The organism is uncultured Parabacteroides sp., assembly GCF_905196875.1.
In the GTDB taxonomy this organism is placed as follows: Bacteria; Bacteroidota; Bacteroidia; order Bacteroidales; family Tannerellaceae; genus Parabacteroides.
This window is the reverse complement of the sequence record NZ_CAJJWO010000019.1, coordinates 47,035-60,177: the sequence shown is the minus strand read 5'-3', so window position 1 is coordinate 60,177 and position 13,143 is coordinate 47,035. Positions and strand designations below refer to the sequence as shown.

Here is a 13,143-nt window from a genome sequence, read left to right as displayed (position 1 = left end):
CAAAGAAGAATATGGAATTGGAAGAATTAAAAGCTGGTTGGGGTGTATTGAACGAGCGCTTGGAACAGAATGAGATATTGAATAAGCGGATCATTAAAGAGATGATAACGAAGCGTACGGTTGCGGCTCGAGACCGGTTGGTTCGGTGTTGTGCCGGTGGTATTGTCTTTCTTCTGCTTGTGGGCATTGTTATCCTTATGACAAGGGGAAAGACGATTGTTCGTCCGGAAGCGGAAGTGATTGTTTGGTCTGCCATAATTTTAGCGTTTGTTTATAGTATATTGTCCTATATATTTTTATCCCGATTTGATTTGGAAAGATGCTCGCTTATAGAATTGAAAAAGTGGACAATTAAACTGAAACGGATGTTACGGTTAGAATTTATCTTTACGATTGTTTTTGTTTGCGTAGCGTTTGTCTCAATCTTTTTCATTCACCATCATTACCGGAGTGTTCAGCAAATACTCGTGGATGTTATGCTAATTTTGCTGATAACCGTGGGAGGATACTTGGGATATAAAAATGTAGATAAGAAATCTGTAGATGAGATTGAGAAAGGCCTGGAAGAACTGAAAGAATTCGAGGAAGAAGCGGATTAGAACAAATCCGCATGCGTCCCCGTATCAGTCATAATCAGGATTAATTCCGTGTCATTTTGTTGCCATATCAGAAGCCAGTCGCCTTTGATATGGCATTCCTATAGACCGGCTAGTTTACCGCTGAGTTTGTGGGGACGATATTGGGCAGGTAGTTCTCCTTTTTCTTGAAGAATATCAATTGCTTCCTGAAAAAGTCGCAGATTATAACCTCTTTTTTTGCACCTTTTAAGGTCTTTCTCAAAGCTGTTGGCATATTCTAACTCATACATGCTATCCAAGTATTTGTTTGAACATCTCTTCTGCATTTTTAGCTTTGCGAACTCTTCCTGCTGCACCCGTATAATAAAAAATCCCCTGTAGTCGTCCTAAATATCCCCTGTTGATATACGAAACTCTTTCTGCTGTCGTTTAAATATCATAACAAATTAAATACAAGTTATGAAAAATAAGAGTTGTGTGTGGTTAGTGTGTGCGTTGTTGTGTATTGCGGCAATAGGTAAAGCACAGGTGGTTACGTTGGAAAATGGTTTTGGTATTTCTTCTATGCGATACAAAGGTATTGGTCAAGCGCTGGATAAAATATATCCTTATCATGTTTCATTGGGTTTGCAATATCTGGATAAAGGTTGGTTTAATTTATCAAGTAATGTTGGTTATTTGAGGAGAGGAGAACAGGATAAGGAAGATTCTGGCGTATGGGAGGGTAGTTATCAGGTTATAGGTATAAATCTCCATTATCTGACGGTAAATACAACTTTCGATTTAAAGGAAATGAGTCGTGATGGTTATACCTGTTTTATCGGTATAGGACCCAGAATAGATTTTCTCTTAAAGTCATCAGCAGATCTTTATGGTGGTAATAATAATTATGCTAAACAATCAATAGATGGATACCATTCTGTTCTATTCGGTTTAAAATGTGTAGGAGGTATCCGGAAGGATTTTGGCAATATGCAGATTGGGCTTAATTTTGCTTACTTACCAAGTTTCACTCGTTTGAATCCGGCTACTCGCGACAGAACATTTACTTTTGGCCTATCTTTGGGATATAAACTGGGTGCAGGTAAGGAAAAGGCGGAAACTATACGTTCCGTTCGCCGGCATAAATAATATCAATCAGTTATGTAGGTAGCAAAACTATCTACATAACTAATATATAGGCCCTGTAACGTGTCTCCTTAGTAACCGGGCATAACGATAAATATCCTTCTTTTATTTTTCCGTTCTCTATAATTAAAGGATAAGTTTCTTTCATGAAACGATGGCGTTCATACGTTTCTCCCTCCCGGCTCTCATAGGTGACATGGAAATCTCCGACTGCTGAAGGAGCAAGATATTTCTGGCTGAGGCGCAGGGCCACCATTCCCATCGTATAGCGCATATTGATCTCTATGCAGGGATGAATGGCATAAGCACCTTTGGTCGTTTTATAAACGATCATGTCTACTCCCAGATATCCCCGGTAAGTATTCCCGTAGAAGCTTTTTAATACATCGGTGACGGCCTTCTGTATTTGATCGTACATCTCTTCGTCGACCCGCAGCGTGATCTGTCTGCGTAAATATTCCTGATTACCCAGCATATTGCCGGAATAACTACCCTGTTGCTCCGTGCCGAAAACCGAAATACCTTCGTAGGTAACATTCCCTTCTCCGTCGGAATAGAATTCCATTGCAAAATCCTGTACTTTGTCCAGGCCGCATTCGATACTGACAGTGCCTTGTTTGTTTATCGCCCCTTCTATCCATGTACGGTCTTTGGGTGTCAGTTTGCGTTCGGGTATCCAATGCAGGCCACGTCCGGATGAAGAATAGGGCGTTTTTAATACAAAAGGAGCATTTTGCAGGATAAGGTATTTCTCCACTTCCTTGATTCTCCTGCAGAATTTAGGTGCAACAGGAATCGGTAGATCCGGTAATTGTTGACGGAGCAGTTCGAGACATTCCGCGGCAGTCTGGCGACCGGTCAGCCCGGAATATTCTTCTTTCCAGGAAGGGACGGATAAATTCAGCCGGCAATTCTTCTTTAATTCATCGAACAGATGCAGGCTATGAGGAGACAAACCCCAGGGAGCGGCTGCCATTTCCGGTAAAGAGGCTCCTTTCTGCTTTAGTTCCTTTCTGGAAATAAGCGTAGCAAACGGCCTGAACTCTTTTGGTTGTAAAGAGAAAAAGCGGGGAGAAGTGATCTCTTCCGTAAAAACAAAATCATTACTGTTGGCATACCAAACGGGGAGGCACGATAATTCTTTTATCATCCTCTGTACATTAGTAGGCGGAGTATAGTTTTTCGACCCTAGTAAAACTGCGGTTTCATGTCCCGGATTAAAATAGTGTATTTGAGATATCATAAGTATAGAAACAGCGAAGCCGTCTGTTTGGGAGACGGCTTCGTTTTTTATTTATTCGAGATTTTCATCTATCGCATCGATTTTTTTGATGATGAGCGCCATCTCATCTTTCAGCTTTTCGATCTTACGCTCCATCTCTTTGACAAGACCGCCTCCGCCTTTCGAGGAGATGCTGAGGAAACCGATGTTGTTTTCGTATGTCTGAAGTTCGTTCTTCATCCGTTCAAACATTCTCATCAGCTTTTCACGTTCGCCGTAGAGTTTGCCTTTTCCGCGTTCGCCACCTGCCATGTCGCTGAGGTTGCTGCGGAAACTCTGCATCTTACGGTCGCTTTGGTCTACTTTCAGACGATCGAACTGGCTGTCTACTGCTTCGTGATATTCCTTATAGATCTTATCTTTTTCTTTGAAAGGAACATGACCGATCGCATTCCATTCAGCCATCATCGCTTTCAACTCAACCATCGCATCGTCAGCACCCAGTGTCTCGTCTAAGTTTTTGATCTTTTCGATCAACTCTTTCTTGGCTGCCAGGTTTGTCTGTTCTACGTTCTTTTGAGAAGAAACGTTCTTGTTCTTTTGTTCGAAGAAATAGTCACAGGCAGAGATGAAACGTTTCCAAACGGCATCCGAATGCTTGCGTGCCACTGAACCGATTGTTTTCCATTCCTTCTGAAGTGCGATCATCTTCTCCGTAGTGCTCTTCCATTCTGTACTGTCTTTCAAAGCTTCTGCTTTTTCGCATAACGCTTTTTTCAGTTCCAGATTCTTCTCCATATCTTCCTTGATACTCTTGTAGAAGGCACTTTTCTTATTGAAATAAACGTCACAGGCAGCGCGGAAACGTTCGAATATCTTTACATTCGATTTTTTCGGGGCAAAACCGATTGTTTTCCATTTTTCCTGCAAAGCGATCACTTCTTTGTTCTTGTCTTCCCAGTCTTTGAATGTTTTCAAGGCATCGAAATCAATACCTTCAATTTCTTCGCAGATAGCTGTCTTTGCGATCAGGTTTTCCTGCTCTTTCGATTTCAACGATTCGAAATGCTCCTGATGGCGTTTGTTAATCACTGTTGAAGCCGCTTTGAAACGTGCCCACAGTTCTTCACGTAATTCTTTTGCTACCGGACCTATTTCGCGCCATTGCTGATGCAGCTTCTGTAACTGGTGGAACGCAGATACCACATCCGGTTCTGTTTGCAGTTTTTCAACTGTTTCGCATAAAGCGGTTTTCATTTCCAGATTCTTCTTGAAGTCATAATCGCGGAACTGATTATTGATCTTGATTATGTCGTAGAATCTTTCTGTGTAAGTCTGGTAACTTTTCCACAGTTCATTCGCATGTTCCTGTGGTACGGCTTTAATTTCTTTCCATCTTTGTTGGATGTCTTTAAAGTCGTTGTATAGTTTATTGAAGTCGTCCTGACTTTCAGTCAGGGCTTTTAACTGGTCGATCAATTGGAGTTTTAGTGCGTAGTTAGCAGCTTTCACCCGTTCTTCTTCTGCCAGGATTGCTGCTCTTTTTTCTTTGTAAACAGCCAGCAACTCTTTCAGTTTATTTTCATCTTCGTCTTCGGGAACTACGAAATCCTTTTCTTCTCCTTCATTTTCGAGGAATGTCTTTTTCAATTCTTCTACTTCGGCTCTATGGATTTTATAGAATGCCTGCTTCAACGCTTCCACTTCGTTGCGTGTCGCTTCCGCAGCAGCATTTACCAGTTCGGTCAATTTTTCCAGAATTTCTTCTTTTGATAATTTACCGACTGCATTAGCAGTTGCTTCTTCCACTGTTTCGGTTACTTCAACTTCAGCCGCAGTGTTTTCCGGAGTTACTTCCGGTGCTTTAGTTTCTTCCAATTTGCCGGTTTCTTCAGCAGGCAAATTAGTTTCATGAGTGTCATTCATATTCAATCACATTTAAGAAAAGGATAAAAACATTCCTATATCAAGTCACAAATTAAAGTAATTATTTTTGGATTACAGCATTTGATGGCAATTTATTTATTAGAAAAGGTTAAAATATCCTCGAAAAGGCTGTAATGCCTAATACCTGTAGTCGGTTTCACATATAAAAATCCCTGTAACTGGTTTTAACCGGATTACAGGGATTTTTTATTGTCTATTTATGGGTTATCCCAGGAACGAGATCAATACCCCTGCTGCAACAGCGGAGCCGATCACTCCGGATATGTTGCTGGCCATGCAGTATTGAAGCACATGGTTCTTCGGGTCGTATTTCAGGGCTATATCGTTGGCTACGCGTGAAGCCATCGGTACGGCACTCAGTCCGGTCGCGCCGATAAGCGGGTTGATTTTTTTCTTGGTGAACAGGTTAAACAGTTTCACAAAGAAGATTCCTCCGGCGATGGATAAAGCAAATGCCAGGAATCCGCCTATTACGATACCGATCGTTGTTATGTTGAGGAAGGCTTCGCTGGTCATTGTGGCTCCTACCGATAAACCGAGGAATATCGTAGCTGCATTCATTATGCTGTTAGAGGCAGCGTCGAATAAGCGGAATGTATTAGTTCCGATTTCCTTAACCAGATTACCAAACATCAGCATACCGATCAGGGGCACCGAACTGGGGACGAATAAAGCGACAACTGTAGTTACCACAATCGGGAATATGATTTTAAGTACCCGCATATTTTTGATCTCTACGGTAGACGGATACTTTTTCTCCTGTTCCTTCATGTTGATGCAGAGTTCCTTTTTGGAACATAGCGCCTTAACGACCAGAGGGATAATGACGGGAACCAATGCCATGTAGGAGTAAGCTGCAATTGCAATCGGCCCCAGTAAATGCGGAGCCAGTTTAATTGTCGTAAAGATGGCGGTAGGGCCGTCGGCTCCTCCGATGATACCGAGCGAACCGGCCTCTTTCGGCGTAAATCCCATCAGGATAGCTACTAATAATACGGTGAATATACCCAGTTGGGCAGCCGCACCGAAAATAGACAGGCGCAGATTACGGAGCATCGGGCCGAAGTCGGTCAAAGCTCCCACACCCATAAAGATGATAGGCGGTAAAAACCCGGTCTTGATCAGCATGTAGTAGATGAAGTTCATTATCCCCAGTTCGTGCGCGATGTCGTGCAAAGGCATTTCCCAGATATTTTTCATCACCCCGTGTACATCGATCAATCCGTTTTCGTCAGCCTGGATCACACCCATATCGCCTCCCGGAAAGTTGGCCAGCAACACCCCGAAAGCGATAGGTACGAGCAGCAATGGCTCATATTGTTTCTTGATACCCAGATAGAGCAATATGAAAGCGATTGCATACATAACCAGGAACTGCGGTTCAGCAATAATGTTGCTGAACGCAGTCATATCGTACAGATTTTGAAATATCTCGTTCATTACTGTATTGTCATTAATACGTCATCTTCCGAAACCGCATCACCGGCTGCATAGTTGATAGATGTAACCGTTCCGCTAAATTCGGAACGTACGGCATTGTATGTTTTCATTGCTTCTACATAGCAAAGTACATCACCTTCTTTCACTACATCGCCCACTTTTACGGGGGTGTCGGATGCATTTTTTACAAGGAAGAATTTACCTTCTAGTGGCGAAAGGAGTTCGTTTCCTGCTCCGGCCGGTGCAGATGCGGCTACCGGTTTTGCTGCCGGCTGGGCAGGAGCCGCTGCGGGTGCAGCATTCGCTGTTTCTCCGAAGGCTACGGTTACGCGGTAAGGTTGTCCGTCTACATCTACGGTCAGCACCTGTGGAGTAGTAGGCAGAGCGACGGAGTTTGTTGCGGCAGGTGCTGCCGGTGCACTCTTCTCATGCAGATCCGCTTTCTTTTTAGCCACATCGGCCAGGAATTCAACTTTCGCTTTTCCTGAACGGTAGGCTTCATACTGGGCCGGATGCATGGCATATTCGAATAATTCTTCGTCGTCTTCGCCTGTTTCCCATTGTTTCTCGTTCATCATCTTACGATATTTGTCGAGTGCGTCAGGATAGTTGTCCTGCGGGTTTCCGGTGAAGAATTCGCGTCCTTCGGCTTTCGCTTTTTCGATGATTTCAGGTGCAAGCGCTCCCGGCAGTCTTCCAGCTTTTCCGAGAAGCATATCCCAGATATCATCTGCGATCATACTCCAGCGTGCTTTCCCTTTTTCCATCTGCATCACATTCATCAGGGCCAGATTCTTGACATACTGGCTGAACGGTGTTACCAGTGGGGGATAACCGACGCGAGGCCATACATAAGCCACTTCGTCGAACAACTTGATAAGCAACTGGTCCTGCGACATCAGCGGCTTGTTGTTCTTTATATTGTTTTTGTTGATAGATTCCAGATTCTTTTCCAGGTCAGACATCAGGCTACCCATCATGCCTCCGGGCAGTCCGGGACCGATCAGCAGGGAGTTCATCAAGCGGTTTTTCGGGCTGATATACAGGCCTAAGAAATCATCCATGAATTCCTGGATCATACTGCGCACTTTCATATAGGCTTCCATATTGATCTCCGGCACTTTATAGCCAGCATCTTTCAACATGGCCTGTACGGTCAGCAGGTCGGCATGGCCTGTACCCCATGAAAGAGGTTCCATACCAACGTCGATATAATCGCAACCGGCATTACAAACTTCCAGGATAGATGCTACATTGAATCCGGGGCCTGCATGGCTATGGTATTGGATAGGTATCTCCGGGTGTTTCGCTTTGATGTTGGTAACGATCTGTCCCAGTGAATAAGGACGGCCGATACCTGCCATATCTTTGATACAGATCTCATCTGCTCCCAGCTCGATCAGTTCCATGGCCATTTTTGTGTAATATTCGACCGTATGGATCGGCGAGTGGGTGATACACAAGGAACATTGGGAGATCATTCCGGCCTCTTTCGCATACTTGATGGATGGAGCGATGTTGCGTACGTCGTTCAAACCGCAGAAAGTACGTGTAATATCTGTGCCCTGCGCTTTTTTAACTTTGTAGAAAAGCTGGCGTACGTCTGCAGGAACAGGGCTCATACGAAGTCCGTTCAGTGCACGGTCAAGCATGTGTGTCTGGATACCTGCATCATGGAATGGCTTCGTCCATTCGCGTACGGCTTTATTAGGATTTTCTCCGAATAGTAAATTAACTTGCTCGAATCCTCCACCATTGGTTTCAACACGGGCAAAACAGCCCATCTCTACAATCGCGGGGGCAACTCTGGTTAGTTGGTCTACTCTGGGGACATATTTACCGGCAGACTGCCACATGTCTCTAAAGACCAAACTGAATTTGATTTCTCTTTTCATGATATTTTATGTATAGCTAGTATTATATTTTTTCAATTTTGGTGACCTTTCCCTGTCCGCCGGTTACCATGCTGACTGCTGCTACAATAGCGGTGGTTGTCTTTCCGGGTATACTTCCGGTCTGTGTTGTGGCAGCTTGTGCTGTTGCTACTTGTTTTTTTACGATGACTTCTTCCGGTGCGTATTTGTTTACCAGTGCGATTAATCCTTTGCCCAGGTTGATAACGATCAAAAGAATTGCAAATACCGTGGTCATTCCGACAATCATTAATAAAAGTCCAGTTTCTATGTTTTCCATAATCTAATTTGTGTGTGACTAAGTATCTTTATTATTTTTAGAGAAGCAATCAAAACAATCTCCGCCAAGTTATAAATTGATTGCAAATATAACAAAATATCGTTAGCCTGTATTTTTTTGTTTTATAAAAAATAGTAAAAGATTGAAATGTTTTGCGCTGTATATGTTTTGTTTCGTAAAGTTATTGTGTGGTTTTTATAATAAATGAAAGTTTATATTGTTCATTACTATTGTAATAAGACAGATCTGTACCTGATTGTTTATTCGTAAAATCTGCTTTTTACATTTTGCTTGTATAATCCGTCTTTTTCTGTCAGCATGATGTGTTAAAGAATATTAGTCTTAATACTAATTCAATTTAGTCGCTCTATTAATCCTGATTAGTCGCTATACTAGTAACATTTTGTCACCAGCGAAATTCTTGGGCTGATAGGAGTCCTTTTAACTATGATCCGGAGCGATAGTTTATGACTAATTCAAAATAATCGGTATCTTTGCCCTCCGGAACATAAATAAATAACCATGGGAAATTTCTTTACATCCTTGTTCTCTTCTTCTAAAAAAAAGGAGGATACAGTAGAAGAGAAAGTGAAAAACGATCAGAAAAACTTCGACATATTAAAATATGACGGCGTTCGTGCCCAGAAAATAGGGCAGGTGGCTTATGCTATTAAATGCTTTACCGAAGCGTTGAATATCGAAGAAGATTTTGAAACAATGAATTATCTGGTGTCGGCTTATTCCATGACCAATGAAACCGGAAAGGCATTGGATGTACTGAATCGTATGGTTGAGCTCGAACCGGAACATGTCAATACGTTGTTGGCAAGGGTCAGTGTCCTTTTCATGCTGGATAAGGATCAGGAAGTGATTGCCGATTGTATGCGCGTGATTGAGCTCGACGCCGCGAACCATCTTCCCTGGTTCCTGATGGCGAAAGCTAAAAGAACGACCGGTGATCCGCTGGGTGCTATTGCCGACCTGACAAAAGCGATCGCCCTGAAAGATGATTTTACAGATGCTTACCTCCTTCGTGCAGAGATACTGTTGGATATGATGCAGGGAAAAGAAGCATTGCCCGATATCGAAAAAGCGATCTCGTTGGCTCCTGAAGAGGAAACAACCTATCTGATAAGAGGAAAAATCCATGAATCCCTGGGCGATCTGGAAGCCGCCGCCGATGATTACCAGCAGGCGCTCGACCTGAACCCGTTCAACGAAGATGCCTGTATCCTGAAAGGAACCCTTCTGATCACGAAAGGGCAATTGGATGAAGCCATCGCATTCTTCGACGACGCCATCGATATTAAGTCTGATTTTGCCAAGGCTTATGCCGAACGAGGACGGGCCAAGAACCTGAAAGGGGATAAAGAAGGTGCTTTTGAAGATCTGAAGAAATCGATCGAGCTGAATCCGGAAGGAGAGGAAGCGAAGAAGTTTGAAGGACAGCATGCTAATTTTGAGAATAAAACGTATATGCCTTTTTGATTTGAATGTACATATATATTTAAGGTACGTCATAAAGTTGGCTTTCAGGCTGTGGTAGAGCAACAAAAAGTGAGAAAAAAGGGTTCAACTCTTTGTTTATTAAAAAAAAGCCTCTATCTTTGCAGCCCGAATTGGTATAAGATAATAATAAATAAATATATAGAAAGATGAAAAGAACATTCCAACCTTCAAACAGAAAAAGAAAGAACAAGCATGGTTTCCGTTCAAGAATGGCAACAGCTAATGGTCGCAGAGTATTAGCTTCTCGTCGTGCTAAAGGAAGAGCTAAGTTATCAGTTTCTGACGAATACAACGGATAATCAGCCCGTTTTAAAGAAATTATTCATAAAGAAAGTAGAGGTTTTTGCTAAAAAGCCTTTACTTTCTTTGTTTTAACGGCTTTGTTTTCTACTTTTGATCCCGCCTACAAACACAAAATAGAAATGAATAACTTTTTTGTTAAACTGATAAAGAATCCGTACGTCTTGAACTTGCTGCTGGCAGTCGTCGTGGCATGCGGTTTGATCTATGGCACCCTGATATGGCTCGATAAGTATACGAGGCATAATGAAGCTGTTGTCGTACCGGATGTGAAAGGCCTGAAAGTGGAAGAAGCTGCTGAATTCTTCAAAAATAACAACTTACGTTATAATGTGATCGACTCTGTGTTTTCTAAGGAGGTCAGTCCCGGAGCTATCGTAGAGTTGGTTCCTTCGGCAGGTTCGAAGGTGAAAGAAGGACGGATCGTGTTTATTACGGTAAATGCCATGACTTCCCAAATGGCTACCATACCGGAAGTGGAAGACTTGTCGTTCCGCCAGGCGTATGCATTGCTGCGGGCCCGTGGGTTTGAAAATGTGGAGATCGAATATGTGCCGGGCGATTTTAAAGATCTGGCAGTCTCTGTCGATTTGCGTGGAAGGACTTTGAGTAAAGGTGAACATGTCCCGCTTACGGCTCCTCTGATTCTGAAGGTGAGTAGTGGCGAGGCCGAAATTCTATCTGAAGACTCGCTGTCGACCATGCCTGTCGAATCGTTGGATAGTGAAGAAGAAAACTGGTTTTAACTATGGATGATTTTTTTGACGAAATGGATGATGAACAGGCCGACGGCCTGTTAGGACAGGAAGAGGAGGATGGGACTCCCCGACTGTATGAACATTTCCGCTTCGTTGCCGATCGCGGACAGTCTTTGTTGCGGGTAGACAAGTTCCTGGTAGACCGTATGTTCGGATCGACCCGCAATCGGATACAGCTAGCTGCCGAAGCGGGATGTATCCTGGCTAACGGAAAACCGGTAAAAAGTAATTACCGTGTGAAGCCCGAAGATGTGGTGACGATCGTTATGACGCGTCCGCGTCGTGAACTGGAGATCGTTCAGGAAAATATCCCTCTTAAAATAATATATGAAGATGACGACTTGCTGGTGGTGGATAAACCGGCAGGTTTGGTTGTGCATCCCGGACACGGCAATTATACCGGTACACTGGTAAATGCATTGGCCTGGTATCTGAAAGACGATCCGACCTATGATCCTTCCGATCCGCGATTAGGATTGGTTCACCGTATTGATAAAGATACTTCCGGTCTGTTGGTGGTTGCCAAGAAACCGGAAGCAAAGGCAAATCTCAGCCTGCAGTTTTTTAATAAGACTACCAAGCGCGAATACCGTGCATTAGTCTGGGGAATTGTGCAGGAAGATGAGGGACGCATAGAAGGAAATATCGGACGCGATCCGCGCGACCGGATGCAGATGACGGTCTTTCCCGAAGGAGATCAGGGAAAAACTGCCGTTACCCATTATTCCGTGCTCGAACGTTTGGGCTATGTCTCGCTGGTGAAGTGCCGCCTCGAAACAGGACGTACGCACCAGATACGTGTACACATGAAATATATCGGTCATACCCTCTTTAACGATGAACGGTATGGCGGAAATGAAATTCTTAAAGGAACGACTTTTACCAAGTATAAACAGTTCGTACAGAACTGTTTTGCCATTTGTCCCCGACAGGCACTGCATGCCAAAACGTTGGGATTTGTGCATCCTACTACCGGTGAGGAAATGTTTTTTGATTCCGAAATTCCCGCTGATATGGCACAACTGATAGAGAAGTGGCGGATATATGCAAACACTAAAGAAATATAAAAATGAAAAAGAACATAGCTATTGTAGCCGGGGGAGATTCTTCCGAGATTGTTGTTTCATTAAAAAGTGCAGAAGGAATCTACTCTTTTATTGATAAAGACAAATATAATTTATATATTGCAATCGTTAAGAAAGGCGAATGGGCGGTTAAACTTCCTGGCGGGGAATATACACCAATTGATAAAAATGATTTTAGTTTCCGGGAGAACGGTGAGGTGAAGCATTTCGACTTTGCTTACATTACTATTCATGGTACTCCGGGGGAAGACGGTCGGTTGCAGGGCTATTTTGATATGATCGGGATGCCTTACTCTTCTTGTAGTCAGTTGGTCAGCGCTCTTACCTTCAACAAGTTTGTTTGCAACAACTATTTGCGTAGTTTTGGTATCAATGTGTCCGACTCTATCCGTTTATTCAAAGGACAGACAGTGACAGAAGAAGAGGCGATCACCCGGTTAGGACTGCCGATCTTTGTGAAACCCAACGATGGGGGAAGCAGTTTCGGAGTGACCAAGGTTAAGGACGCTTCACAATTGCAACCGGCTATTGCAAAGGCATTTGCCGAAGGCGACGAGGTCATGCTGGAAAGTTTTATTTCCGGAACGGAGGTGACTTGCGGTTGTTATAAGGTAAAAGGAAAAGAAGTTGTCTTTCCGCTTACCGAAGTGGTTACGAAGAACGAGTTTTTTGATTTCAACGCGAAGTATAACGGCGAGTCCGACGAGATCACTCCCGCCCGTATCTCTCCCGAACTGACGGAGAAAGTACAACGCGAAGCATCAAAGATTTATGATATATTGGGCGCCAAAGGACTCATCCGGGTCGATTTTATTATCGAAGCAAACGGGAAACCGAAAATGCTGGAAGTAAATACGACACCGGGTATGACGGCTACCAGCTTTATCCCGCAGCAAGTTCGGGCTGCCGGATTGGATATCAAGGATGTTATGACAGACATCATTGAAAATGAACTGCAAAAGGTAGGTAAATAATAATAGAAA

At 43.4% G+C, this 13,143-nt stretch carries 12 protein-coding genes and 1 pseudogene; 7 read left to right on the top strand and 6 right to left on the bottom strand.

Translation table 11 applies throughout. The features are described from left to right. Positions 1-11: 11 nt before the first annotated feature. Positions 12-599, top strand: a complete 588-nt coding sequence (locus QZ076_RS08885) for a hypothetical protein (protein ID WP_293712562.1) — start codon at positions 12-14, stop codon at positions 597-599. Here QZ076_RS08885 and QZ076_RS08880 read toward each other — a convergent pair. Further along, a pseudogene (locus tag QZ076_RS08880) lies at positions 596-868 on the bottom strand (type II toxin-antitoxin system YafQ family toxin). The gene QZ076_RS08885 and the pseudogene QZ076_RS08880 sit on opposite strands and share 4 nt — an antisense overlap. Positions 869-1,037: 169 nt before the next feature. On the opposite strand from QZ076_RS08880, the gene QZ076_RS08875 reads away from it, so the two are divergent. Then, positions 1,038-1,709: a hypothetical protein gene (locus QZ076_RS08875; RefSeq protein ID WP_293712561.1), complete on the top strand. Its 672-nt coding sequence runs from the start codon at positions 1,038-1,040 to the stop codon at positions 1,707-1,709. 31 nt (positions 1,710-1,740) lie between these two features. Here QZ076_RS08875 and QZ076_RS08870 read toward each other — a convergent pair whose 3' ends face one another. The 5 genes from QZ076_RS08870 to QZ076_RS08850 form a co-directional block, all read right to left on the bottom strand. Then, positions 1,741-2,949, bottom strand: coding sequence for a hypothetical protein (locus QZ076_RS08870; RefSeq protein WP_293712560.1), 1,209 nt, complete (start codon positions 2,947-2,949; stop codon positions 1,741-1,743). A 51-nt stretch (positions 2,950-3,000) separates the two neighbouring features. Then, the gene (locus QZ076_RS08865; protein WP_293712559.1) at positions 3,001-4,854 is read right to left on the bottom strand and encodes a DUF349 domain-containing protein; all 1,854 of its coding nucleotides are present in this window, start codon (positions 4,852-4,854) and stop codon (positions 3,001-3,003) included. Between the two features lie 225 nt (positions 4,855-5,079). Then, a complete protein-coding gene (locus QZ076_RS08860; RefSeq protein WP_293712558.1) occupies positions 5,080-6,315 on the bottom strand; it encodes a sodium ion-translocating decarboxylase subunit beta in 1,236 nt (411 codons plus the stop codon). Continuing rightward, positions 6,315-8,210 carry a biotin/lipoyl-containing protein gene (locus QZ076_RS08855; protein ID WP_293712557.1) on the bottom strand — a complete coding sequence of 632 codons (1,896 nt, stop codon included), beginning with the start codon at positions 8,208-8,210 and terminating at the stop codon, positions 6,315-6,317. Before QZ076_RS08855 ends, QZ076_RS08860 begins: the two co-directional genes overlap by 1 nt. 22 nt (positions 8,211-8,232) lie before the next feature. After that, on the bottom strand, positions 8,233-8,508 hold the full coding sequence (locus tag QZ076_RS08850) for an OadG family protein (RefSeq protein WP_293712556.1): 276 nt from the start codon (positions 8,506-8,508) through the stop codon (positions 8,233-8,235). A 522-nt stretch (positions 8,509-9,030) separates the two neighbouring features. Here QZ076_RS08850 and QZ076_RS08845 point away from each other — a divergent pair. From QZ076_RS08845 to QZ076_RS08825, 5 genes are all read left to right on the top strand, one after another. Continuing rightward, positions 9,031-9,996, top strand: coding sequence for a tetratricopeptide repeat protein (locus QZ076_RS08845; RefSeq protein WP_293712555.1), 966 nt, complete (start codon positions 9,031-9,033; stop codon positions 9,994-9,996). 167 nt (positions 9,997-10,163) lie between these two features. Then, positions 10,164-10,316 carry a 50S ribosomal protein L34 gene (rpmH, locus tag QZ076_RS08840; protein ID WP_075555701.1) on the top strand — a complete coding sequence of 51 codons (153 nt, stop codon included), beginning with the start codon at positions 10,164-10,166 and terminating at the stop codon, positions 10,314-10,316. 123 nt (positions 10,317-10,439) lie between these two features. Next, the gene (locus QZ076_RS08835) at positions 10,440-11,063 is read left to right on the top strand and encodes a PASTA domain-containing protein (RefSeq protein WP_293712554.1); all 624 of its coding nucleotides are present in this window, start codon (positions 10,440-10,442) and stop codon (positions 11,061-11,063) included. Between the two features lie 2 nt (positions 11,064-11,065). Next, the gene (locus QZ076_RS08830) at positions 11,066-12,142 is read left to right on the top strand and encodes an RluA family pseudouridine synthase (RefSeq protein ID WP_293712553.1); all 1,077 of its coding nucleotides are present in this window, start codon (positions 11,066-11,068) and stop codon (positions 12,140-12,142) included. Positions 12,143-12,144: 2 nt separating this feature from the next. Beyond that, positions 12,145-13,134 carry a D-alanine--D-alanine ligase gene (locus tag QZ076_RS08825; protein WP_293712552.1) on the top strand — a complete coding sequence of 330 codons (990 nt, stop codon included), beginning with the start codon at positions 12,145-12,147 and terminating at the stop codon, positions 13,132-13,134. The last annotated feature ends 9 nt before the right edge of the window (positions 13,135-13,143 follow it).